Below are 21,954 nucleotides of genomic sequence, written 5' to 3' on the forward strand. Positions count from 1 at the left end.
TGTGCTCCATGTGCTCCATGCGCTCCATGCGTTCGACGTGCTCGACGTGCTCGGTGTGTTCGGCGTGTTCGGCGCGTTCGGTACGTGCGGCCGCTGCGGTCACCGGGTCCCACGCCCCTCGTCGTCGCCGTCGTCCCACTGCAGGCGCGCGACCGTGTCCAGGATGCGGTCGACGTCCGGGAGATGGTGGCGCTCCAGCATCGGCGGCGGATACGGGATGTCGAAACCGGTCACGCGCAGTACGGGAGCGGCCAGCCAGTGGAAGCAGCGCTCGGTGACCCGGGCGGCGACCTCCGCGCCGAAACCGGCGAACCCCTGGGCCTCGTGGACGACGACCGCGCGGCCGGTACGCCTGACGCTCGCGCACACCGTCGCGTCGTCGAAGGGCACCAGCGTGCGCAGATCCACCACTTCGAGATCCCAGCCCTCCGCCCGCGCCGCCTCGGCCGCCTCCAGGCACACCGGCAGTGAAGGACCGTAGGAGATGAGAGTGGCCGACGTCCCGGCCCGCCGCACCGCGGCCCGGCCCAGCTCCGGCAGGGGCGCCGTCGGGTCCACCTCGCCCTTGGCCCAGTACAGCCGCTTGGGTTCGAGGAAGACGACCGGGTCGTCGGAGGCGATCGCCGCGCGCAGCAGCCCGTAGGCGTCCGACGCGGTGGCGGGTGTCACGACGTGCAGACCCGGTGTGTGCGCGTAGTACGCCTCGGAGGCGTCGCTGTGGTGCTCCACACCGCCGATGCCGCCTCCGTAGGGGATCCGGACGGTCAGCGGCATCGGCAGCGCACCGCGGGTCCGGTTGCGCATCTTGGCCACATGGCTGACGAGTTGCTCGAACGCCGGGTACGCGAACGCGTCGAACTGCATCTCCACGACCGGGCGGAACCCGTACATGGCCATGCCGACGGCGGTGCCGAGGATGCCCGCCTCGGCGAGCGGCGTGTCCGCGACCCGCTCGTCGCCGAACCGGGCGGCGAGCCCGTCGGTCACCCGGAACACACCGCCCAGCGTGCCGATGTCCTCGCCCAGCAGGTGCACCCGGGGGTCCGCCGCGAGCGCGTCGCCGAGAGCCCGGTTCAGGGCGCGGGACAGGGTCGTCGCCGGGCGGGCGGCGGCGGCCGGTGAGGGCGCTGGGCCCACGGTGGTGGTCACGGTCCGGTCTCCTCGACGGTTGCGGCGGCGGTGTCCTCGCCCGGGGCGGCGGTGTCCTCGCCCGCGGCCGGGGCGGCGGACGCGACGGGGCCCCGGGCCTCGGTCTCGGCGTTCAACTCCTGGATCAGCAGCGAGCGCTGCTCCTCCAGCTGTGGGGTCCTGCGGGCGTAGACGTGCTCGAACAGATCCAGGGCGTCGGGAGCGGGTTCCCCGGCCAGCCGGGCGCGGAGCCCTGCGGCCATGTCCTCCGCCTCCTGCGCGATCCGCTCCTGACCCGTGTCGTCGAGCAGTCCGCGCAGCCGCAGATGGCGCTCCATCCGGTCGACCGGGTCACGGCGGCGCCAGTGCTCGACCTCGGCGGCGTCGCGGTAGCGGGTGGCGTCGTCCGCGTTGGTGTGGGCGTCCAGCCGGTACGTCACCGCCTCCACCAGGGTGGGGCCGCCGCCGGACCGGGCGCGCTCGGCGGCCCGGCGCACCGTCTCGTACACCGCCACCACGTCGTTGCCGTCGACCAGGACACCCGGCATGCCGTATCCGACGCCCTTGTGGGCCAGGCTCGCGGCCGCGGTCTGCTTGCTGAGCGGGACCGAGATCGCGTACCCGTTGTTCTGCACGAAGAACACCACCGGGGCGCGCTGCACGGCGGCGAAGTTCAGCGCCTCGTGGAAGTCCCCCTCACTGGTGCCGCCGTCGCCGACCATCGCGAGCGCCACCACGTCGTCGCCGCTCAGCCGCGCCGCCCGGGCCAGGCCCACCGCGTGCAGGGTCTGGGTGGCGAGCGGGGTGCTCAGCGGGGCGACCCGGTGGACCACCGGGTCGTAGCCGCTGTGCCAGTCGCCGCGCAGCAGGGTCAGCGCCTCGACCGGGTCGACGCCCCGCACCAGCAGGGCCAGCGTGTCCCGGTAGGTGGGGAAGATCCAGTCCTGCCGGTCCAGGGCCAGCACGGCGCCGGCCTCGCAGGCCTCCTGGCCGGTGGTCGACGGGTAGACGGCGAGCCGCCCCTGCTTCGTCAGCGCCGTCGCCTGCCGGTTGTAGCGCCGGCCGAGGACCAGCTGCCGGTACAGCTCCAGCAGTGTCGTGTCGTCGACGGCCCCGGAGGCCGACTCGTCGTCCAGGAGGGTCAGCGGCGACGCCGCGGGCAGCATCGCCGCCGCGGGGTCCCCGCCGACGCCGGGCGGATCGAGAACTGTCATGGGCGGAGGGCTCCTTCGGCCGGGGCGTGGGGGACGGCGCGTCCCCGGGACATGCGTGTGCGCTCCAGGATTCGCGGGTCGCGGCGGGCGCGGCAGTCGGCCGATACGGCTAAGCCCCCGGTACTAGACACGCGGTCCTAGACGCCCGGTCCTAGACGCCCGGTCCTAGGCGTGCGGTCCTATGCCCAACAGGCGACTACCGGCACCCGGGGGCCGACCCCACGCTGAGGGGACATCCGCGGCGACGGCGAGACCGCGGTGTCCCAACCTGGAGGCATATCCCATGAGCACTGCAGTCACCTCCCGCCTTGTCGTCGGCGACCGGTTCCGTGACTTCGCCGAGGCCGCCGGGGCCGACACCTTCTCGCAGCTCTCCCGCGCCCTCGACGCCGGCGACCTCGACACCGTCGACGGCCCGGTGCGCATCGTCACCGGGCAGGGGATCGGCGCGTACGAGGTCTCCTATCTCCAGGACGCCGTCGCACGGCGGCAGCTGGCCGACCGCGTCACGCTGGTGCACACCACGGGCCCGGTCGCGGCCCGCCAGGAACTGCACAAGGCCCGCGAGGACAACGTCCTGGTGGCCGGCCTCAGCCGGCTCGACGACGTCACCTACGAGGCGCAGCTGCGCCTGCACGACCACAACGAACTCCTCGTCGACGTGCAGGACCGCGTGCATGTGCAGGGCATGGTGGCCGTCGAGGCGGCCCGCCAGATGTTCCTCGCGGTCATCGAGCGCTACGTCACGGCGCGCTGGCCGCAGCAGCGCTACTACATCGTCCTGAACTCCATGAACACCACGTTCTCGAACTTCCTCTTCCCCGTGCCGGCCGTCCTGCGGCTCACCGTCGACTCGTCCGACCTGTCGGACCCCGCCCGGATCCCGGTCCGCACCACCGTCGTCGTCGAGCAGGCGGGCCGTCCGGCGGCGACCGTCACCGTCGACGCCGCGGCGTTCGCGCCCGGTCTCCTGGAGGACAAGGAGCTGCGGCGGGCCAAGAGCGCCCTCGCGGCCAGTGTCGACGCGGCCGTCGCCACGGCGTGACGTGACCCTGCCTGCGTCTGCGTCTGCGTCTGCGTCTGCGTCTGCGTCTGTGCCTGTGCCTGCGTCCGTGCCTGCGTCTGCGTCCGTGCCTGTGCCTGCGTCCGCGTCCGTGCCTGCGCCGTTGTCCGCGACGCGGACGCGTCCGCCGTCCGCCGCGCCGACCCCGCCGCGCCAGGCGCGCCTCGCCTACCTCGGGCCCGCAGGGACCTTCACCGAGCAGGCCCTGCGTGCTCTGCCCCGGTCCGCGGGGGCCCGCCTGCTGCCGGTCGCCTCCGCGGCGCAGGGTCTGGAGCACACCCGCTCCGGTGCAGCCGACGCGGTGATGCTGCCGCTGCACAACTCGGTCGCGGGCCCGGTGCCGGACACGCTGCGCGCGCTGGTCGCGGCGCCGTCGGCGAGGGTGCTGGGGGAGGTGCGGCTCCCGGTCGAGTTCGCCCTCCTGGTCCGTCCCGGCACACGGCTGACGGGCATCCGCAGCGTGGCCGGACATCCGCACGCCCTGCGCCAGGTCCGGGACTGGCTCGCCGCCCGGCTGCCGGGCGCCCGGCTCCGGACGGCCTCCTCCACCGCGGAGGGGGCCCGCCAGGTGCGCGACGGCGGCTGCGACGCCGCCGTCGCCGCCGAGTTCACCGCCGGACGCTACGGCCTGCACGCCGCCGCCACCCGGCTGCACGACGCACCCGGCGGGGCCCTCACCCGGTTCCTACTGTGCACCTGCGCCCCGCACGTCCGCGCCGACCTCCCGCACCCGTGCACCGGGCCGGACGGCGGCGCGCACCCCGCGGCCCGGTACACCGCACTGATCGGCCGGTTCGACGACGGCACGGGCCGGGCGTCGCTGCCGGCACTGGCCGACTGGGCGGCACCGGCCGGGGCCGCACTGCACCTGACGCCCTACGACGACCACAGCACGATCGTGTGGGCCGACCTCCCGGGCCCCGCCGACCGGCCCGCGGTCGCCCGCGCCCTCGGCGGGCTCCGCCTGCGCCTGCCGGGACTGCGGTTCCTGGGCTCGTACACCTCCCGCACCGCGTACACCCCGCACCTCTCGCACACCTCGCACACCTCGCACGCCCCGCACACCTCGCACCCTCCGCACCCCTCGAACGCCCCGCGCACCTCGCACCCTCCGCACCCCTCGAACGCCCCGGCCCTCCCGTACGAACGGAGTGACATGACCCAGCCCGACGACAGCCCCATCGCGTCCCTGCGCGAGCAGATCGACGCCCTGGACGCCTCCCTCATCGACACGCTCCGCAAGCGACTGGAGGTGTCCCGCACGATTCAGGGCATCCGCACCGGCGACGGCGGCTCCCGCGTCGACCCGGGGCGCGAGGTGGGGGTCCGCGACCGCTACGCGCGGGCCTTCGGCGCGCACGGCGGCGCGATGGCCGACGCCCTGCTGGAGCTGTGCCGGGGCACCGGTGCGTGACCGGCCGTCACCGGCCGCGCCCCGCCGCCGTCGCGGCCGTGAGGACGTCCTCACGGCCGCGACGGCGTTGTTCGTGGAGCGCGGGTACGACGCCACGAGCATGCGGCACATCGCCGATCGCCTCGGCATCACCAAGGCCGCCCTGTACCGCCACGTGAGCGGCAAGCAGGACGTGCTGAGTGCCGTCACCCGGTCCGCGCGCACGGAACTGGACGGACTGCTGGCCCGCAGCGGGCGGCCGGGGGCGCGTGCTGTGGAGCGGCTGGCCGAACTGCTGGCTTCCCTGGTCCGGTTCACCGCGCGTGGCGGCGGCCGGGCGCTGGTGTGGCGGACCGCGGGCGGCGCCGGGGACACCGGCCGCGAGGAGGTGCTCGGGCGCCTCGCGAACCTGCTGGCGCGGGCCGCCGACGAGGGGGACGTCCGTGACGACCTGCCGCCGGCCCTGGTCGCCCGGCTGCTGCTGGGCGCCGTCCTGGACATCGACGTGAACGGCGCCGGCACGAACGGCAACGGCATGTGCGGCAACGGCATGTGCGGCAAGGACTTGAGCGGCGAGGACTTGAGCGGCGAGGACTTGAGCGGCGAGGACTTGAGCGGCGAGGACTTGAACGGGAAGGACTTGAGCGGCAACGGTGGCGCCGGCCGTGTGAGCGGTGCGGGCGCGGCGTCCACGGGAGCCGGCGGAGGAGAACCGACGCCGGTGGACCGGGCCGTCGAGGTGCTGCTCGGCGGCCCGGCCCTCCGGCGGGGCGCGGTCCCGGCCGGGTCAGACGGGCTGTGACGGACCGCAGAGGACCTCGCGCACGGTCTGCCGCAGCCACATGTGCACGGGCTCGGCCTCGTGACGCGGGTGCCAGGCCTGGCAGATGCTGATGGGCGCGGTCTCGACGGGCAGCTCGAAGACGGCGATGCCGACGGACTTCCGCGCGTTCTCGGCGAGGGAGTGAGGGATCGCGGTCACGAGGTCGCTCAGCGGGAGCATCAGCAGGGCTTCGCCGTAGTCCGCGACCGCGGCCACGACGCAGCGGGACAGACCGAGTCCGCGCAGCCCCCCGTCGATCGGGCCGGCCATCCGGCCCTTGCGGGAGACGCTGATGTGCCGCTCGGCCGCGTACGACCGGGCCGTCACCGGGGTGTCGAGCAGCGGATGCCCCTTGCGCGCCACACCCACGAACCGGTCCTGGAACAGCGGTTCGATGCACAGCTCCACCGAGGCCTCGTCGATGATGCCCACCTCCAGGTCCACCGTCCCCTCCCGCAGCGGCTGGCTGCCGCGCGCGTTCTCCGCCGTGAACATGAAGCGGGCGAGCGGGACGTGCGCGCTCGCCCGCTCCAGCAGCCGCGGCGCGAGGACCGCGGCGTACGCCTCGTCCGCGACGATCGTCAGGGTCCGGTCCACCTCGGAGAGCGCGGTGGACCGCGGCGGCGCGAGCAGTGTCTCCACCTCTCGCATCAACGCCCTTACTTTCGGCCGGAGTTCCACGGCCCTGGGGGTGGGCACGAGGCCGCGCCCGGCACGTACCAGGAGCGGATCCCCGAGGGCCCGCCGGATCTTGGACAGGGCACGGCTCATCGCCGGCGGGGACAGCGCGAGGCGTTCGGCGGCGCCGGTGACGCTCCCTTCCACCAGCAGGGCGTCCAGGGCGGGCAGCAGCCGCACGTCGACGTGGGGCGGGAGCGGCACGGGTTCCTCGTCCTCGGGCAGCTCGCGGCGTGCGGGGCTGCCGTGGGCGGCGTCGGTGTCACTCAATGCGTCCCCCCGGGCGTGGTCTCCGCGGTCGGCGTGCCATCCGGCTCGTGCGTCCGCGGGCACGCCGCGCCCGGGGCGGCGTGCGGCGGCAGCGTCGGCGGGATGGCGGGATCGCGTGCTCCCGCCGGGGACGGCCGGGCACCGGCTGTACACGTCCCGCTGCCGTACGCGTGCGTCGGGACGCCGCCGGGCAGGTACGGTCCGGCGGCCCTCAGCATATCGGCGCGGGGGCCGGGGCAGAAACCGCCGTCCGCGTAGCGGCGCGCTTCGGGGCGTGAATCGAGACACCATTCGACACGTGCCGTGCGCAGGCGTCGCTCCCGGCCGCCCTGTCCGAGAAAGTCGGTCCACCACGGTAAACCGGACGTCCTTTTCGCCGCTTCGTCCGGAATTGCGGGTGCGTGTTCGGAGACGTCGGCCGTCCCGGGATATGCCGGAGTCACGGCACGCTTTCCCCGTGTCATGCCGTCCCCGCACGGATCACTCGCACCGCCGTCCCGGAGCGCCGGTTTGACACGCGCCGCACGGGATGCGGGCGGGGTGGTGAACTCCGGCGCACGACCCGAATGCGGGATGTGGTAGCGCGGGTGCGGGAGGCATGCGAATCCGGCAAGCGTTGTGCGGTGACCACGGCGGCGGTGCGACTGTGCCCGCGGAGTCTTCCGGGCGGTGTGCCGCCCGGCCGCGAGGAGATGTTCCGGCTTGCCTGTTGAATCACTGGGCCATTGTTCTCCGATGTCGCGGCCGAAAGGTTTCGGATGTTTGGGTGATGAGTGGAGGGAAGACATCTGCTCTCTTCTTCAATTTTCTGTCCGCGCCTGTTCCCGGGTGTTCTCTGTGCCTGACTCCAAAGATTCAGGCGACGGTCACGGAAGCTTCTGAATGAATGCTCAAACAATCTTGAGTTCACTACTGGGAACGATGGTATCGGTAAATCCCCGGCCGTGGGGAAAGGTGCGGCATCCTGTTTCGGTGATCCGTGTCCTGGAATTCGGAACGCCGCGAGAAGCACCCCGGTCGCCGCTGTTCCCCCCCTCGGGGCGGCCCTCGCCCCGGACGGTCCGCAGGGGGTTCGCGGGCCCGGTGCCGGTGCGGGCCTGTGGGTGCCCAGGGCGTCGCCCCGCTCGCGGCCCGTGCGGGACGGCGTGCCGGGCGCCGTTCCTGAGGTGGTTTTCGGCCACCGCGCGGCCTCCTGCCGACGTGCCTGGGCGATGACGTCGTCGCAGATCGCGAAGGTGACAGGGGGAAGATCCTCTGCTTCCGCGCGCGAGGTGGGCGGTCGCCGGGTGCGCCGGTTCGACGCTGTGTGCCAGGGTGGGGCCGCGGCGGGAGTGCACGTCGGGGCGAGGCCGGCCGGGAGGGGGCCGGAAGGAGGCCGGGCGGGGCCGGCCGCGGGCCGGGGGCGGGTGGGTGCCGAGGGTGCGGCCCGTCGCCGGGGTCGCGCCGAGGGTGCGGCCCCGGCGACGCGGGCGCCGCAAGAAGGGAGAGGGGTCTCGCCGGGCGGGAGCGGGAGCTGCGGCCTCTTGGTTTGCACTGCAAAGTCATTGCGGTGCGCCTCCCCGAGAGGAATGGGCGGCGCCGAGGGCTGCCCGGACCTCTCCCCGCCCCGACTCCATTGCCTCTGCCATCTCGGATCCAGTTACGTCTGTGCAACGTACACTTTCGTTCACCGAAAGAAGAGCGGGCGACCAGGGCGAAACCAGGCTGCATGATTTATGTCACACAGCTGGATTCGCTTTCCGTTCGAGGGATACGATGATTTCGCAAGACGCAATCGTCCTGCATGCACTGGGGGAATGATGTCCTTAAAGGATTCTCGTGATCACCGGAAGGCTTCAGAGGGGACTGCGGCTGTTCCGGGTCTGGGTGGCGAGTCTCCGGTTTCTTTGTTGACGCCGAGGGAGTGTCAGGTTCTCGATGGCATAAAGGAGGGCCACTCCAACAGGATGGTGGGACGTGCGCTCGGAATCTCCGAACGGACCGTCAAGGTGCACCTGCACTCCATCTTCATCAAGCTTGGTGCCGCTTCGCGTACCGAAGCCGTCATTTCGGGGATTCGGCTCGGTTGCATCACACTGCATTGATTCTGGAAGCGGGAGTGGCCCCCGGCCTGATTCGGCCGGGGGCCACTCCCGCTTTCGTCACCGTATTCTCGTTGAACAGTGGAGCAGTTCAGTTCGGCTCGTCCTGCGCGAGCGCCAGGACGAGCCGTGCGGTCGCGTCCACGAGGTCCTTGTCGATCGCGCCGCCGAACACGAGCACGCGGTAGTAGAGCGGACCGAGCAGGACGTCCACGAGGTGGCCGACGGTCCGGTCGTCCCGGGCCGGGAGGCCGGCCCGGTCGAGCAGTGCGCGCAGGCCGGCGATGTCGTGCTCGCGCTGCTCGCGCAGGAACCCGTCCCGCAGGGCGGCCGCGGTGTCCTTGTCCAGCTGGGCCTGTCCCAGCAGGGCCTGCAGCACCTGGCCGGACGGCTCCTGGAAGAAGTCGGCCACCCGCCGCAGGTGCGACGCGAGGTCCTCCTCGGCGCCCGCCCCGCCCTCCTGCCAGGCCAGGGCCTCGCGGGCGTCGTCGATCAGGGTGTCCAGCAGGATCTCGACCTTCGACTTCCACCAGCGGTAGATCGTCTGCTTGGCCACTCCGGCCCGCTGGGCGATGCCCTCGATGGTCAGCGCGGCGAAACCGCGCTCCACCAGAAGGTCGTCCGCGGCGTGCAGGACGGCGAGCCGGACGCTCTCGCTGCGGCGCGGACCCGTCCGGCTGACGACGGGCCGCTGCCCGCGGTCCGGGGCGGGCTTACGCGTGGTATCGATGGTTCTTCACCCTTCACTTCCTCAGGGCACCGATTCTGGCACAGCGGTCCCGGCGCCGGCCGCGTGCGCCGGACCGCCCTTCAGGCGGGTTTCCTCGTCCGGACCAGGCTCAGCAGGACGCCCAGGGAGAGCGCCGCGACGACGGCGCTGAAGGTCTCCCCGGCCGGCCGCAGGCTCGTCTGACGGATCAGCACCCCGACGCCGATCGCCGGGACGGCCAGCATCGAGTACAGGATCGCGAAGAACGTCGACACCGACGCTCCCCGGTGCTGCGGCGCGCTGCGGGTGGTGATGCTGCCGATGCCGTGGCCGACGGCGATGCCCGTGGCCAGGCCGTTCACCGCGGCGCCCGCGATCAGCGGGGTCAGGGTCTCGGTGGCCATGGCGGTGGCGATCAGCCCGGCCGCGGCGATCAGCCCGGCGCAGGCCGCGGGCAGCGCGGAGCCCGGCGACAGGCGCTTGACGAGCAACTGCCCGAACGCCGTGCAGGCGAAGGCGAGGAAGACCACGAAGCCGGTCAGCGAATGGCTCGTCATCTCCAGTACGCCGCCGAGGAACAGGCCGGTCACGGCCGTCAGCACGCCCAGCACCGCGAACCCGGCCCCGGCGGCCATCGCCGAGCGCAGGAAGTCGGAGCGGATCTCGCCGGGGATGTGCAGCGGCTGCAGCCGCAGGGTGAGGCCGGCCCGGTGCGTGGAGCTCTCCCCCTGCAGGGCGACCCCGAGGACCCCGACGGCCGCGAGGACGAGCATGACCACCCACGGCGTGCGCAGCGGGGAGGGGGCGACGTCGGCCAGCACCCCGGCGAGCAGGGTGCCGCAGGCGAGGCCGCCCATGTTGGCGAACAGGGCGACGGTGGCGGGCTTGACGCGGCTGTCCGGGCCGAGCCGTTCGGCGAGCGAGGCGGTGGCCGCCCCCGTCACGAGCGCGGCGGAGAAGCCCGAGACGACCCGGGCCGCCAGCATGACCCCGACGTTCTCCGCCAGGATGAACACCGCCGCGGCCAGAGCCGACAGGAGCGTTGCCGCCAGCAGGACCGGACGGCGTCCGACCTGGTCGGAGAGGCGCCCGAAGACCAGCAGGCCGAGGACGACGCCCAGCGCGTAGACCGCGAAGACGACGGTGACCGTGAACGGCGTGAAGCCGAAGGACTCGCCGTACAGCGGGTAGAGGGGGGTCGGCGCCGTGGTGCCCGCCATGACGATCCAGAAGGCGAAGGCGACGCTGAACACGGCCAGGCCGTTCCCCCGTACGCGAGTGCCCGGCGGGGCGGCGGCGCTGACTGTTGAATTGCCCACGGAAGTGGCCTCTCTTGGCTGTTCGGGCTGAAGGGTGAAGGCGCAGCGAGCCGATCGAGCCGAGGGAGCCGATCGGGCAGAGCGATGCGGGTGGGTGAGGCGGGTGAGGCGGGTGAGGCGGACGAGTTGGAGGAAGTTGGAGGAGTTGGTCGAGGTGGGTGTGATGCGGAGGGTGCGGGTGGGGTGAGTGGGGCGGTGGCGGTGGCGGTGGCTGCGGGTGCCGGTGCGGCACGTGGTGTCAGTGATGCGGAGGGTGCGACCCGGGGAGGCGGGGCGTGAGGTGGGACGGACGCGAGACGAGACTGCCCGTTGCGTCTAAGCAAGAAAACTAGACCAGTCGTCGCGTCTATTCAAGGCCGGGTGCCAGGTTGGCCGGCGGGCGACCGGACGCCCCGCCGCGCTCAGCGTCGGGCCCTGCTGTCCGGCACGCCCCGGGGAGGCGGCCTGCGGGGGCGGGAGCCGGACCGCGACCGGACGGGACCACCGCCGCCCGCGCGGGGGCGTGCCGGTGCCCCGGCCGTGGCAGGCTGCCCGTCATGACACACGAGGACCCCGCCGTCGCGGAGCTGTGGGACACCATCGACGCCCTCTGGGCCTGGCTGGAGCGGAACTCGGCGCACGGTGGGCAGGAGGGGCTGCTGCTGCGGCTGCTGAAGCTCCAGGAGGAGGTGGGCGAGGTCGCGCAGGCGGTGATCGGGGTGACCGGGCAGAACCCCCGCAAGGGCGTCACCCACACCTGGGACGACGTGAGCGCGGAGCTGTGCGACGTGGTGATCACGGCGATGGTGGCGCTGCGGACGCTGACCCCCGACACCGGGCGGACCTTCGCCCGGCATCTGGCGCGGGTCGCGGGCCGCTCCCTGGACGCCTGAGGACCTCGGGCCGCACCGGGCCGCGCCCGGCAGGCGAAAGAGGTCAGCCGAGGGGCGCGGGGCGGTGCCGAGGGGCGAGAGTGTGGTGCCGAGGGGGGAGGGGGTGCCGAGGGGCGAGAGTGTGGTGCCGAGGGGGGAGGGGGTGCCGGGGGGCGCGCCGAGGGGGAGAGGGGGTGCCGGGGGGCGCGCCGAGGGCCTGGGTCACGGCCCGAAGAGGGCCTCCTGCTCGTCGAACAGCGCCTCCTGTTCGGCCTGTTCGTCCTTGCGGAGCTGCCGGTTGCGGCCGCCGACCACGATCGCCGTGGCCGCCGCCGTCACGGCGAGGGCCGTAGGGACCATCCAGCCGCGGTCGACGACGTGGCCGAGCATGTGGTCCACGGAGAGGCGGCCCGGGCCGGCGACGGCCAGCCCGGTGGCGGCCAGGCCGAGCGTGGCCGCGTACTCGTAGCCGCCGCTCTGGTTGAAGAAGCCGTTGGGGGCGTGCACGGTGGCCGCTCCGGCCATCGCCCCGGCCGCCGCGGCGCCCGCGGCGGGGGTGGCCAGGCCGAGCATCAGCAGCGTGCCGCCGCCCGCCTCCGCCATCCCGGCCGCCGTGGCGCTGGCCCGGCCCGGCCGGTAGCCGACGGACTCCATGAACCGGCCCGTGCCCTCGATGCCGTGGCCGCCGAACCAGCCGAACAGCTTCTGCGCGCCGTGCGCGGCGAGCACCCCGCCGGCGCCCAGGCGCAACAGCAGCAGTCCCAGATCACGTCGGTCGAAACAGATCACGATGACTCCCGAGAGACGGCCCCCCGCTGCGGTGTCGTCCCTCCACCGTCCCACCGGGCCCGCACTCCGGCCGGTCCGCACGGCCGTTCGGGTGGCGCCGGTGCGGGGAGCGCGGGTGCCGGCGCGGTCTTCCGGTGGCGGGACCGACGGCCCGGTGTGAGGGTGACCGCATGACGATTCAGCCCGCCAAGCTCAGCGACCCGGCCGTCCGCGCGTTCGTCACCGCCGTCAACTCGCGCGACCGCGCGAGGTTCATGGACCTGCTCACGCCCGACGCGACCATGTCCGACGACGGCTCCGACCGGGACCTCACCGAGTGGATCGACCGGGAGATCTTCACCTCCCACGGCCACCTGGACGTCGACCGCGAGTCGAACGAGGGCCGCGACCTTCTCGCCAGCTACCGCAACGACACCTGGGGCGAGATGCGCACCCGCTGGCACTTCGAGGTCACCGGCGACGGCCGGATCTCCCGCTTCGAGACCGGCCAGGCCTGAGCCCCGGGAGCCCCGGATCCCTGATGGCCCCGGGCCCTGCATGCCGCAGGGGCCGGTCGGTGCGGCAGCCGTTCCACGGGCCCGTGCGTACCCCGTCGTCCCGGACGGGGTCCACCCCCACCCGGCGCCGTGGAACAGCTGCCGCCTCCCCCCTCGCGTTGGCCGGAGGCACCGAGCCCCAACTGTGAAGCTCGTGTGGAGGAGAGTTGAGCATATGTCTCCTACCGGCCGCAACGGGGCGGAGTTTCAAAATCCGGTTGGGAGATGCGCGGAGCGGGCGCGCTCCGTGAGTGCGCCGGCCGTGCGCTCCGCGATGCGCCGAGCGCTCCCCCCGACGGCTCAGCCGCGGCCCACGTACGGCATCGCGGTGGCCAGTACCGTCGCGAACTGCACGTTCGCCGCCAGAGGCAGCTCCGCCATGTGCCGCACCGTGCGCGCCACATCGGCCACGTCCATCACCGGCTCCGGCACGACCCGGCCGTCCGCCTGGAGCGCCCCCGTCTGCATGCGGGCCGTCATGTCCGTCGCCGCGTTGCCGATGTCGATCTGTCCGACCGCGATGCCGTACGGCCGCCCGTCCAGCGACAGCGACTTGGTCAGTCCGGTCAGCGCGTGCTTGGTGGCCGTGTAGGCGACCGAGTGCGGGCGCGGGGCGTGTGCGGAGACCGAGCCGTTGTTGATGATCCTGCCGCCCTGCGGGTCCTGCTCCTTCATCTGCCGGTACGCCGCCTGCGCGCACAGGAACGCCCCGTTGAGATTGGTGTCCACCACGTGCCGCCACGCCTCGTACGGCAGGTCCTCCACGGGCACGCCGCCCGGTCCGAACGTCCCCGCGTTGTTGAACAGCAGGTCCACCCGCCCGAACCGCTCGACCGTCGCGGCGAACAGTGCCGCCACGTCCTGCGGTTCCGACACGTCCGTACGGACCGTGAGGCAGGGGCCCCCGTCGGGGGCGAGGGCCGCCGTCTCCTGGAGCGTGCCGGGGCTGCGGCCCGCCAGCGCCACCGACCAGCCCGCCGCCAGCAGTTCCACGGCGACCGCGCGCCCGATCCCGGAACCCGCGCCCGTCACCACCGCCGTCCGCGCCGGCGCCTTGCCCGTCTCCACAGCGTTCATGGCTCCGCAGCGTACGTGAGGGTCCGGAATGCGGGACCGTGTCGCTCACCGTACGGACGGCTTGCGGCGGCCGGACCGGGGCAGGGCGGACCGGGCCGGGGCGGGGCGGGGCGGACCGGGCCGGGGCGGACCGGAGCCCGGATGCGGCGGATGGAGCGGATGGAGCGGATGGAGCGGATGGGCTGGATGAGGGCGGAGGGTGGAGGGTGGAGGGTGGAGGGCGCAGGACGGAGGGTGGAGGGATGCGTCGGGCGTACCCCGTGGACCGGGCGTACCCCGTGGACCGGGTGTACCGCGTGGACGCGGTGAGGGCGGAGGGGCCGGGGGCGGAGCTGCAACGGCGGCGGCTTCGGTGCGAGGGGGCCGGCGCGGGGTGTGGGCGCGGCGGTGTCGGTGTGGTGGCGTCGGTGTGGTGGCGTCGGTGTGGTGGTGTCGTTGTGGTGGTGTCGCTGTGGTGGAGGTCAGCCCGCGGGGGGCCAGGCGTCGCCCCAGCCGGCGTCGCGGGCCGCCCTGTAGAGGTCGCCGTGGCGCTTGGTGACCGTGGTGCGGCGCAGCTGCCCCTCGGCCTCGCACAGGTCGAGCAGTACCTGGCCCTTGCGGATCTGCGGCCGCCGCACGACGCGGGCCGGCGCCGGGGACGCGGGGAGCCGGGTCGCGGCGACATAGGCGAACTTCTCGTCCTCGTACGCGAGCGAGCCGCCCTTGACCTGCCGGTGCAGGGAGGAACGGCTGACCCGCGCCGAGAAGTGGCACCAGTCCGTGCCGGGCACGATCGGGCAGGGTGCGCTGTGCGGGCAGGGCGCCGCGACCCGGAAGCCCGCGGAGACCAGACGGTCGCGGGCCTCGATGACGCGGGCGTAGCCGTCGGGAGTGCCGGGCTCGACGATCACCACGGCCCGCGCGGCCTCGGCGGCCGCGTCCACCAGCGCCGTACGGTCGGCCGCGGCGAGCTCGTTGAGGACGTAGGAGACCGTGACGAGATCAGTGCTCTCGATGGTGAGCGCTGCTCCGATCCGAGAGCGCTGCCAACGCACCTGCTGCAGCGCCGGGTTGGCCGCGGCGATCTCCCGGCCGAGCACCAGCGCGGGCTCGGCCCAGTCCAGCACGGTCACCTCGCGCGGCCCGTCCCAGGTCGCGCTCACCGCCCAGGTCGCGGAACCGGTGCCGCCGCCCACGTCCACGTGGCTGCCGGGCACCCAGCCGGGCACGGCCGCCGCGAACGCCTCCAGCGCCGACACCACCGCCTCGAAGGTCGCCGGCATGCGGTAGGCCGCGTAGGCCGCCACGTCGGCCCGGTCCCGCAGGATCGGCGCGTCGGTGGGGGTGGCCCCCCGGTAGTTAGCGATCAGCCGCTCGACCGCCTGCGCGGCCTGTCGGGGCGGAAGACCGTCGAGCAGCCCGGCGAGCGAGGCGCGCAGGGTTTCGGCGGGGCTTGCGAGGGCGTTCACCCGGCGATTCTACGAGGCCGGCGGGGGAGCGGCGGGCGACGGAGTGCGTGCGGGCTGAGGCCGCTGTGCGGGTGGAGGATGCTGCGCGGGCTGAGGCTGCTGTGCGGGTGGAGGCTGCTGTGCGGGCTGAGCCTGCTGTGCGGGCGCGCCGCTCCCGGCGCCGCGAACGAGCCCGGGTGTGTGAACACTGCTCGGCTGCGCGAGCGCGGCTCGGCTGTGCGAGCGCCGCTCCTCAACGCGAGCGCCGCTGCGCTGCGCGAGCATTCCTTGCCAAGCGGGGCGGTGCTCTCGGTCGCGAGCACCGCTCGCAAGGGTGTGCGCCGCTCCATAAAGCGAGTACCGCTCTCTGGTGTGAGCATCGCTCTGAGAGGTGAACCCTGCTCTCCGGCGCGAGCACTGCTCTCCGGCGCGAGCACTGCCCTCCAGTGTGAGCACTGCTCTCGCGCGAATGCCGCTCTCTAGTGTGAGCGCCGCTCTCCGATACGAGCACCGCTCTCTGGTGTGGGCGCGGCTCTGCAGCGCGAGTACCGCTCTCTAATGCGAGCGACGCTCCTCAACGCGAGCAGTGCTCTCCGATGCGAGCGCCGCACCCCAACACGAGCGTCACACGCCGACGCGAGCGCCGCTCCCCAACGCGAGCGCCGCTCCCCGACATGGGCGCCGCGTGCTGCCTCGTGCCGGCCCCGCCGGCCCGTCACACCCCTCGCACCGCCCGTGCCACCCGCGTCCCCGCCGCGGCGCGGGGGGCGCTGTCCGGGGGACGGCGGCGGGGGTGCACCGTGTTGGCCAGCAGCACCAGGAAGGTGTCCGTCGTCGGGTCGAGGACCAGGGACGTCCCCGTGAACCCCGTGTGCCCGGCCGCGCCCCGGCCCGCGAGTTCGCCCATGAACCACGGCTGGTCCAGGGCGAAGCCCAGTCCGGGCGGGGCCAGCAGGAGTTCCACGAAATCCGGGCCGAGGATGCGCGCGGGGCCGTGCGAGCCGCCCGCGAGCAGGGCCCGGCAGAACACCGCCAGGTCGCCGCCCGTGGAGAACAGGCCCGCGTGGCCGGCGACGCCGCCCAGGGCCCACGCGTTCTCGTCGTGGACCTCGCCGCGCAGCATCCCGCGGTCCGCCTTCGCCCAGGGCCGCCGCTGGTCCTCCGTGGCCGCCGCATCCGGGCACGGCCCGAAACGTGTCGCGGTCATGCCGAGCGGCCGGGTGATGCCGTCGTGGACGAGGACGTCCAGGCCGCGCCCGGTGATGCGCTCCAGGACGTGCTGGAGCAGCAGCATGTTGAGGTCGGAGTACCGGTGGTCGCCCGGCGCGGCCGTCGGCTCCTCGGCCCGCAGCAGCGCCAGCCGCTCCTCCCGGTCCGCGCAGTCGTACAGCGGCAGCTCCGGCCGCAGCCCCGAGGTGTGGGTGAGCAGCTGCCGCACGGTGACGCCGTGCCGGGCCGCCCCGCGGAACTCCGGCAGATACGCCCCGACGAGCGCGTCGATGCCCAGGGTGCCGCGTTCGATCTGCTGCACCGCCGCCACCGAGGTGAACAGCTTCGTCAGTGAGGCCAGATCGAACGGTGTGTCCACGGTCATCGCGACCCGCTGCTGCGGTGGCAGTTCGACGGCCCGGCCGGCCACCGGGTCCCAGCCCGCGTACCGGACGGCCCAGCCCGCGGCCTCGGCCACCGCGAGTACCGGGCCGCGTCCGGCGACGACCACGGCGCCCGCGGCCCAGGGGCGTTCCCCGGTGGTGAGGTCGCGGACCTCGCGGACGAGCCGGTCGGTCTGCGCCGGGTCGAGCCCGGCCCGCTGCGGCGTGCCCGTGCGGAGTCTCGGCGTGCTCAGCTCTCCTCCCCGGGGGTGTCGGCCGTGCCCTTCCGCCAGGACAGGCCCGCGACGCAGCCCACCGCGACCAGCGCCGCGGTCAGCTGGACGACGGCCATCGGTACGGCCGTGTCCTCCCCGGCGATGCCGACCAGCGGCGAGGCGACCGCGCCGACGAGGAAGGAGGACGTACCGAGCAGCGCGGACGCCGACCCGGCCGCGTGCCGGGTGCGCATCAGTGCCAGCGACTGGGTGTTGGGCAGCACGAAGCCCATCGCCGTCATCAGCACGAACAGGGCCGCGGCGACCGGCGCGAGCCCGGTCTCGCCGAACGCGCCCAGCGCCATCAGCAGCAGTGCGGTCGCGGCGAGCACGACGACCGCGAGGCCGGCACCCACCACGCGTTCCAGCCGCACCCGTCCGACCAGCACCTTGCCGTTGAACTGCCCGGCGGCGACCAGGCCGACCGAGTTCAGCCCGAACAGCAGGCTGAAGGTCTGCGCCGAGGCGCCGTGGATCTCCTGCACCACGAACGGCGAGGCCGCGATGTAGGCGAACAGGGCGGAGAAGGCGAAGGACCCGGCGAGCATGTAGCGGGTGAAGGGCCCGTCGGCCAGCAGTCCGCGGACGGCGTGGAGCGTCTCGGAGACGCCGCCGCTGTGCCGTCCCCCGGGCGGAAGCGTCTCCGGCAGCCGCGTCCACACCAGCCCCAGCAGCAGGACGCCGATCACGGTGAGGACGACGAACACGCCCCGCCAGTCGGTGACGCGCAGGACCTGCCCGCCGATCAGCGGCGCGATGATCGGGGCCGCGCCTGATATCAGCATCAGCGTGGAGAAGAAGCGGGCCATGGCCATGCCGTCGTACAGGTCCCGCACCACCGCCCGCGCGACGACGATCCCGGCGGCGCCCGCGAGACCCTGCGCCAGCCGGAAGGCGACCAGCGTCTCCACGGTGGGCGCCACCGCGCACAGCGCGGTGGCGACGACGTAGACCACGAGTCCGGCGAGCAGCGGGCGGCGACGGCCCCAGCGGTCGCTCATCGGGCCGACCACGAGCTGTCCGAGCGCCATGCCGGCCAGGCACGCGGTGAGCGTCAGCTGCACGGTCGCGGCCGGCGCGTGCAGGCTGCGGGTGACCTCCGGCAGCGACGGCAGGTACATGTCCATCGCCAGCGGGGGAGTGGCCGTCAGCCCGCCGAGGATGAAGGTGACCAGCAGTCCGGTGCGGCGCGCGGTACGGGCGGGCGGCCGCGTCGCCGGCGCGGCCGCCCGTGGCGGACCGGGTGTCGAGGCTCCCCCCTCGGCCATGCGCCCCTCGCTGTCCGCCGCCTCCGTCCTGGCCTCCGTCCCCGCCTCCGTCCTGGCCTCCGTCCCCGCCTCCGTCCCCGCCTCCGTGCTGCGGCGAATCCGCCCGGGAGTCTGCCGGGGAACCTGCCCGCGACCCTGCCTCTGGTACCGCCTCTGGTCCTGCCTCTGGTTCTGCCTCTGGTTCTGCTTCGAGCCGTACTCCACCGGCCTATGCTCTCAGCTCGAACAGTGTGATGAACGACACCGTGGTGAACGATCCTCCGCCCGGCCCCATCACGCCGCCCAGCATCACCCCGCCGCCCACCCCACACCGCCCGCCCCACGCCGCCGCACCCAACCCCGCCCGCCCGCGTCACGCGACTCCTCTGCCCTGCCCGCCACCGCCGGCCGCGTCACGCCTCCCCGCGCCCCCGCGGCATCCGGCCGCACCACCCGGCGCGGCACGTGATGCCCTCCCGCCCCTCGAACGTCCCGCCCCTCGAACGTCCCACCCCTCGAACGTCCCGCCCCTCGAACCTCCCACCGCTCGAACCTCCCGCCCCTCGAACCTCCCCGGCGCGGCCTTCCCCGCCGTCGCCGGACACGTCATGGAAAACCCGGCAAAGCATGCCATCGACGCCGATCCCGGTGTGGGGTAGGTCTCGCCCGTTCCCCGCCCGGTTGTCGGCTCCGGCCCCCCGCCGCGCAGGATGGTGGGACCATGAGGCATGCTGTCCGCACCACAGCGAGGCGAGGGGATAGATGAGCGCGGAATCCGGTGGCCGTACCGGCCTGCGGGGCAGACTCTCCCAGTGGCTGCGCAGAGGCGGCCCGGACGGGACCGCCGGCGACGGCGGCCGTGAGGCCCTGCTGCTCGCCGCCGCCGAGGCCGGCCTGGCGCTGGCGCCGGCCGCGCACCCCGCGCCCGGCTACCGCTGCTCGTGCGACCGCGTCGGCTGCCCCACGCCCGCGCGGCACCCGGTGTCGTTCGCCTGGCAGACGCAGTCCACCACCGACCGCGCCCAGGTCGAGCGCTGGGCCCGGCACCAGCCGCAGGCCAACTTCGTCACCGCCACCGGTATGACGCACGACGTCCTGGACGTGCCGCTGGAGGCCGGCCGGGAGGCCCTCGCGGGGCTGCTCGCCGACGGGGTCGAGGTCGGCCCGGTCGCCGAGAGCGACGACGGCCGCATGTACTTCTTCACCCTCACCCGCGGCACGCCCGAGGACGAGGACGAGTGGTGGCCGTGCGAGCTGGACTGCCATCCGGAGACCATGGACGAGCATCCGGGCCTGCGCTGGCACTGCCGCGGCTCCTACGTGCTCGTCCCGCCCGCCAGGCTGCCCGGTGACGACGGCCGGACCGTGCACTGGGTGCGCGGCCCGGAGCACGCCCCGCCGGAGCCGCTGACCCTGCTGGAGCACCTCACGGACGCGTGCGCCCGCCACGCGGCCGGCGAACCGGGCGGCGGCCACCAGACCTCCGCCTGGCCCCTGCACCACTGACCCTCCGGCCGGGCCGCGCCGAGCCCTGTGCCGCGCGCGCCGAGCCCCTCGACAGGCCTGCGCGAAAGGCTCCCGGCCACCCGGCTCCCCAGCCCGGCGCCGCCCCGCGAGCCGTGCGGCGCCCACCGGGGCGCTCCGCCGCGCTACTCGCCCTTCGCGGTGGTCAGTCCCTGGATGCGCCCCAGCATCTCCAGCGGTGTGTCCGTGCCGCCGACCGGGTCCAGGACGGCACCGTTCGACACGAACTCCATCGTCAGCGACTGCTTGATCTCCCCGGTGGTGAGGGCGAGCACGTCGTCGTCGGGGGCGGGCACGGACGCGCCCGCCGCGGCGGTCTGCTTCTCGAAGTGACGGGAGGCGAAGAACACCAGGGCCCCGCCGCCGGCCGTGCGCAGCGCGAGCGGGGCGTAGGCGCCCCCGGTGAGCGGCTCGTCGATGTACTGGCGTACGAGGCCGGGGCGGCGGGCGTTGCCCTCGCGCAGCTCCCGCCAGCCGGAGGTGTGGGTGCCGTCGGCGAAGGTGCGGCCGCCCTCCTCCAGGTAGGTGACGTAGGCGCGGCTCAGGTCCTTGGGGGCGACGGCCAGTTCGGCGGAGTCGGCGGGGACGGGCTGGGCGTGGCCGTCCGGGTCCGTCTCGAACTCGGGGACCTTGCCGGGCGCGACGAGGGTCAGGTAGGCCACCGCCCACGGCGCGTCCCGGTGCTCGCGGGTGAAGACCAGCAGCCAGCGGGCGTCACCGCCCTTGTTGCCCCGGGCGTCGGCGACGAACCAGCGGGGCCAGCCGGCCTTCGCCACGACGGTGAACCTCGCGTCCGTCAGCTCCAGCGGGGTGTGCGCCGGGTTGCCGCCGGGGTGGTTGGCGCGGCCCGCCTGCAGACGGGCCGCGTCGATGTCGGCGAGCGCGCCGGTGACGTGGCCGGCGTCGCGTGAGCCGTCGTAGGACCGGTCGGCGGCGTTGTACGCGGCGGTGAAGTCCCGCAGCGCCTTCGCGGCCTCGGACTCGGTGGCCGCGGGGAGCACCTCGCGTTCGCCGTGCACCACGACGCAGCCGCCGGCGGCGGTCAGCGACAGCGCGGCCAGCGTCGCCGTGAGCGTGCTCCGGCCGCGGCTACGACGCCGTGGACGGCTGCGATCCCTGGTCATCGGGCTCCTTCACCTTCCCCTTCCCGGAGGCGAACCCTACCGGGGCGAGGAACAGTGCGAGCGTGGGGATCAGGTACAGCAGCCACACCGTGACCTGGAGGACGGTCGGGTCGGGCTGGAAGTTGAACACGCCCTTGAGCAGGGTGCCGTACCAGCTGTCGGGCGGGACGGCGCCGGAGACGTCGAACGCCTTGTTGGTCAGGCCCGGCAGGATGTCGGCCTCCTGGAGGTCGTGGACGCCGTAGGCGAGGACGCCGGCGGCGACCACGACCAGCATGCCGCCGGTCCAGGTGAAGAACTTCGCCAGGTTGATGCGCAGGGCGCCGCGGTAGAACAGCCAGCCGAGGAACACCGCGGTGGCGAGGCCGAGTCCGACGCCGACCAGCGGGCGCGGAGTGCCGTCGCCGGCGGCGCGCACGGACGCCCACACGAACAGGGCGGTCTCCAGGCCCTCGCGGCCGACGGCGAGGAACGCGGTGGCGACCAGTGCGGCCGTGCCCGTCCGGAGCGCGGAGTCGAGTCTGCCGTGCAGTTCGGACCGCAGGTGCCGGGCGGTGCGCCGCATCCAGAACACCATCCACGTCACCAGGCCGACCGCGACGATGGACAGCGAGCCGCCGAGCGTCTCCTGCGCCTCGAACGTCAGCTCCTGGGAGCCGAACTCGAGGGCGCAGCCGAAGGCGAGGGCGATGGCGACCGCGATGGCGATGCCGCCCCAGACCGGCCTGAGGGCGTCCCGGCGGCCGGTCTTGACGAGGTAGGCGATGAGGATGCAGACGACGAGGCTGGCCTCCAGGCCCTCGCGCAGGCCGATGAGGTAGTTGGAGAACACCG

The 21,954-nt window shown here is 73.9% G+C and carries 19 protein-coding genes; 7 read left to right on the top strand and 12 right to left on the bottom strand.

Features of this window, described 5'->3' with window-relative positions:
* Positions 1-99: 99 nt before the first annotated feature.
* Together AC5K6T_RS04760 and pdhA are read right to left on the bottom strand one after the other, a co-directional pair.
* Positions 100-1,149 (bottom strand): alpha-ketoacid dehydrogenase subunit beta, encoded by a 1,050-nt coding sequence (locus AC5K6T_RS04760; RefSeq protein WP_493205913.1) that lies wholly within the window; start codon positions 1,147-1,149, stop codon positions 100-102.
* On the bottom strand, positions 1,146-2,342 hold the full coding sequence (gene pdhA / locus AC5K6T_RS04765) for a pyruvate dehydrogenase (acetyl-transferring) E1 component subunit alpha (protein WP_493205915.1): 1,197 nt from the start codon (positions 2,340-2,342) through the stop codon (positions 1,146-1,148). Before pdhA ends, AC5K6T_RS04760 begins: the two co-directional genes overlap by 4 nt.
* A gap of 283 nt (positions 2,343-2,625) precedes the next feature.
* Here pdhA and AC5K6T_RS04770 point away from each other — a divergent pair, with 283 nt between their 5' ends.
* The 3 genes from AC5K6T_RS04770 (at position 2,626) to AC5K6T_RS04780 (ending at position 5,600) form a co-directional block, all read left to right on the top strand.
* Complete coding sequence (locus tag AC5K6T_RS04770) at positions 2,626-3,387, top strand: AfsA-related hotdog domain-containing protein (protein ID WP_493205917.1); 762 nt, start codon at positions 2,626-2,628, stop codon at positions 3,385-3,387.
* 121 nt (positions 3,388-3,508) lie between these two features.
* Positions 3,509-4,819, top strand: a complete 1,311-nt coding sequence (locus AC5K6T_RS04775; RefSeq protein WP_493205918.1) for a chorismate mutase — start codon at positions 3,509-3,511, stop codon at positions 4,817-4,819.
* Complete coding sequence (locus AC5K6T_RS04780) at positions 4,812-5,600, top strand: TetR/AcrR family transcriptional regulator (RefSeq protein ID WP_493205920.1); 789 nt, start codon at positions 4,812-4,814, stop codon at positions 5,598-5,600. Before AC5K6T_RS04775 ends, AC5K6T_RS04780 begins: the two co-directional genes overlap by 8 nt.
* Here the strand turns inward: AC5K6T_RS04780 and AC5K6T_RS04785 are convergent.
* Positions 5,586-6,569: a LysR substrate-binding domain-containing protein gene (locus tag AC5K6T_RS04785; RefSeq protein WP_493205921.1), complete on the bottom strand. Its 984-nt coding sequence runs from the start codon at positions 6,567-6,569 to the stop codon at positions 5,586-5,588. The genes AC5K6T_RS04780 and AC5K6T_RS04785 overlap by 15 nt on opposite strands.
* 1,799 nt (positions 6,570-8,368) lie before the next feature.
* Between AC5K6T_RS04785 and AC5K6T_RS04790 the strand changes: the two genes are divergently transcribed.
* Complete coding sequence (locus tag AC5K6T_RS04790; RefSeq protein ID WP_493207338.1) at positions 8,369-8,653, top strand: response regulator transcription factor; 285 nt, start codon at positions 8,369-8,371, stop codon at positions 8,651-8,653.
* Between the two features lie 88 nt (positions 8,654-8,741).
* Here AC5K6T_RS04790 and AC5K6T_RS04795 read toward each other — a convergent pair whose 3' ends face one another.
* Both AC5K6T_RS04795 and AC5K6T_RS04800 read right to left on the bottom strand, forming a co-directional pair.
* Positions 8,742-9,380, bottom strand: coding sequence for a TetR/AcrR family transcriptional regulator (locus tag AC5K6T_RS04795; protein WP_493207339.1), 639 nt, complete (start codon positions 9,378-9,380; stop codon positions 8,742-8,744).
* A gap of 80 nt (positions 9,381-9,460) precedes the next feature.
* Positions 9,461-10,678: an MFS transporter gene (locus AC5K6T_RS04800; protein ID WP_493205923.1), complete on the bottom strand. Its 1,218-nt coding sequence runs from the start codon at positions 10,676-10,678 to the stop codon at positions 9,461-9,463.
* Between the two features lie 536 nt (positions 10,679-11,214).
* On the opposite strand from AC5K6T_RS04800, the gene AC5K6T_RS04805 reads away from it, so the two are divergent.
* Positions 11,215-11,550, top strand: coding sequence for a MazG-like family protein (locus AC5K6T_RS04805; RefSeq protein ID WP_493205925.1), 336 nt, complete (start codon positions 11,215-11,217; stop codon positions 11,548-11,550).
* 201 nt (positions 11,551-11,751) lie between these two features.
* Here AC5K6T_RS04805 and AC5K6T_RS04810 read toward each other — a convergent pair whose 3' ends face one another.
* On the bottom strand, positions 11,752-12,318 hold the full coding sequence (locus tag AC5K6T_RS04810) for a DoxX family protein (protein WP_493205927.1): 567 nt from the start codon (positions 12,316-12,318) through the stop codon (positions 11,752-11,754).
* Between the two features lie 170 nt (positions 12,319-12,488).
* On the opposite strand from AC5K6T_RS04810, the gene AC5K6T_RS04815 reads away from it, so the two are divergent.
* A complete protein-coding gene (locus AC5K6T_RS04815; RefSeq protein WP_493205929.1) occupies positions 12,489-12,815 on the top strand; it encodes a nuclear transport factor 2 family protein in 327 nt (108 codons plus the stop codon).
* 339 nt (positions 12,816-13,154) lie between these two features.
* Here AC5K6T_RS04815 and AC5K6T_RS04820 read toward each other — a convergent pair whose 3' ends face one another.
* The 4 genes from AC5K6T_RS04820 to AC5K6T_RS04835 all read right to left on the bottom strand — a co-directional run bounded on the left by AC5K6T_RS04820 (position 13,155) and on the right by AC5K6T_RS04835 (position 18,493).
* Positions 13,155-13,931, bottom strand: a complete 777-nt coding sequence (locus tag AC5K6T_RS04820) for an SDR family oxidoreductase (RefSeq protein WP_493205931.1) — start codon at positions 13,929-13,931, stop codon at positions 13,155-13,157.
* Between the two features lie 461 nt (positions 13,932-14,392).
* Positions 14,393-15,379 (bottom strand): small ribosomal subunit Rsm22 family protein, encoded by a 987-nt coding sequence (locus tag AC5K6T_RS04825; protein ID WP_493205933.1) that lies wholly within the window; start codon positions 15,377-15,379, stop codon positions 14,393-14,395.
* A gap of 694 nt (positions 15,380-16,073) precedes the next feature.
* On the bottom strand, positions 16,074-17,261 hold the full coding sequence (locus AC5K6T_RS04830; protein WP_493207341.1) for a serine hydrolase domain-containing protein: 1,188 nt from the start codon (positions 17,259-17,261) through the stop codon (positions 16,074-16,076).
* The gene (locus AC5K6T_RS04835) at positions 17,201-18,493 is read right to left on the bottom strand and encodes a multidrug effflux MFS transporter (RefSeq protein ID WP_493205935.1); all 1,293 of its coding nucleotides are present in this window, start codon (positions 18,491-18,493) and stop codon (positions 17,201-17,203) included. The genes AC5K6T_RS04830 and AC5K6T_RS04835 overlap by 61 nt, the downstream gene beginning before the upstream one ends.
* A 741-nt stretch (positions 18,494-19,234) precedes the next feature.
* On the opposite strand from AC5K6T_RS04835, the gene AC5K6T_RS04840 reads away from it, so the two are divergent.
* Entirely contained in the window at positions 19,235-19,978 is a 744-nt protein-coding gene (locus tag AC5K6T_RS04840; protein WP_493205936.1) for a bifunctional DNA primase/polymerase, read from the top strand.
* Between the two features lie 143 nt (positions 19,979-20,121).
* Here the strand turns inward: AC5K6T_RS04840 and AC5K6T_RS04845 are convergent, their stop codons facing one another.
* Positions 20,122-21,120: an SCO2278 family lipoprotein gene (locus AC5K6T_RS04845; RefSeq protein WP_493205938.1), complete on the bottom strand. Its 999-nt coding sequence runs from the start codon at positions 21,118-21,120 to the stop codon at positions 20,122-20,124.
* Positions 21,086-21,952, bottom strand: coding sequence for an iron uptake transporter permease EfeU (gene efeU / locus AC5K6T_RS04850; RefSeq protein WP_493205939.1), 867 nt, complete (start codon positions 21,950-21,952; stop codon positions 21,086-21,088). Before efeU ends, AC5K6T_RS04845 begins: the two co-directional genes overlap by 35 nt.
* Between the last annotated feature and the right edge of the window lie 2 nt (positions 21,953-21,954).

It is taken from the genome of Streptomyces sp. B8-7 (genome assembly GCF_058833805.1).

What these genes read in the sequence shown, in the direction of transcription:
- AC5K6T_RS04835 (WP_493205935.1), bottom strand. Translation starts at nt 18,493, where the DNA reads ATGGCCGAGGGGGGAGCCTCGACACCCGGTCCGCCACGGGCGGCCGCG.
- AC5K6T_RS04820 (WP_493205931.1), bottom strand. Translation starts at nt 13,931, where the DNA reads ATGAACGCTGTGGAGACGGGCAAGGCGCCGGCGCGGACGGCGGTGGTG.
- pdhA (WP_493205915.1), bottom strand. Translation starts at nt 2,342, where the DNA reads ATGACAGTTCTCGATCCGCCCGGCGTCGGCGGGGACCCCGCGGCGGCG.
- AC5K6T_RS04845 (WP_493205938.1), bottom strand. Translation starts at nt 21,120, where the DNA reads ATGACCAGGGATCGCAGCCGTCCACGGCGTCGTAGCCGCGGCCGGAGC.
- AC5K6T_RS04790 (WP_493207338.1), top strand. Translation starts at nt 8,369, where the DNA reads ATGTCCTTAAAGGATTCTCGTGATCACCGGAAGGCTTCAGAGGGGACT.
- AC5K6T_RS04805 (WP_493205925.1), top strand. Translation starts at nt 11,215, where the DNA reads ATGACACACGAGGACCCCGCCGTCGCGGAGCTGTGGGACACCATCGAC.
- AC5K6T_RS04815 (WP_493205929.1), top strand. Translation starts at nt 12,489, where the DNA reads ATGACGATTCAGCCCGCCAAGCTCAGCGACCCGGCCGTCCGCGCGTTC.
- AC5K6T_RS04770 (WP_493205917.1), top strand. Translation starts at nt 2,626, where the DNA reads ATGAGCACTGCAGTCACCTCCCGCCTTGTCGTCGGCGACCGGTTCCGT.
- AC5K6T_RS04840 (WP_493205936.1), top strand. Translation starts at nt 19,235, where the DNA reads ATGAGCGCGGAATCCGGTGGCCGTACCGGCCTGCGGGGCAGACTCTCC.